1 protein-coding gene is annotated in these 492 nt (G+C 68.5%); it reads left to right on the forward strand.

Going from position 1 to position 492, the window contains the following annotated elements:
* Window positions 1-87: 87 nt before the first annotated feature.
* Window positions 88-492: hypothetical protein (locus RAD15_RS43585; protein WP_458184827.1), on the forward strand; the 405-nt coding region annotated here is incomplete at its 3' end.

The raw sequence follows: 492 nt of genomic DNA on the forward strand, positions 1-492 counted from the left end.
GTGTCGTTTTGCCGCAGTGGATCACGCCGCTGTGGCGTGCAGGCGCGCTATGGTGCGGCCATACGGCCTTGCGGATCGGGGGGATGCATGCCGGTAGTGCTGGCGATGCTGTACGTGCTTTGCCATGGGCTGGTCGTGGCGTTCTGGCCGAGCCCGGCGGGCGTAGGCTCTTTCGTATTCCTGACCGGTGCGCCGCTGCTGGCCGCTGCCGCGTGCCTGGTGCGGGCGCAACGTGACCGCGCCGCTCTGGGCTGGCGTGCTACCGCGATGGCACTGCTGCTGTGGGCCGGCGGCATGACGTTCAACATGGTGGATGCGCTGGGCGCCGGCCGGGCTGACTTCACCCCGCGCGTCAGCCTGTTGTTGTACGTGCTGTATGGCGTGCCGCTGGTGTTCATCCTGGCCCGGGCACGCCGCGAGCGCTTGAGCATCAGCCTGATCGACGCGGCGATGGCGGCGTTGCTGGGGGTGCTGTTCTTCGTGCACACCGCA

The organism is Bradyrhizobium sp. 14AA, assembly GCF_054185205.1.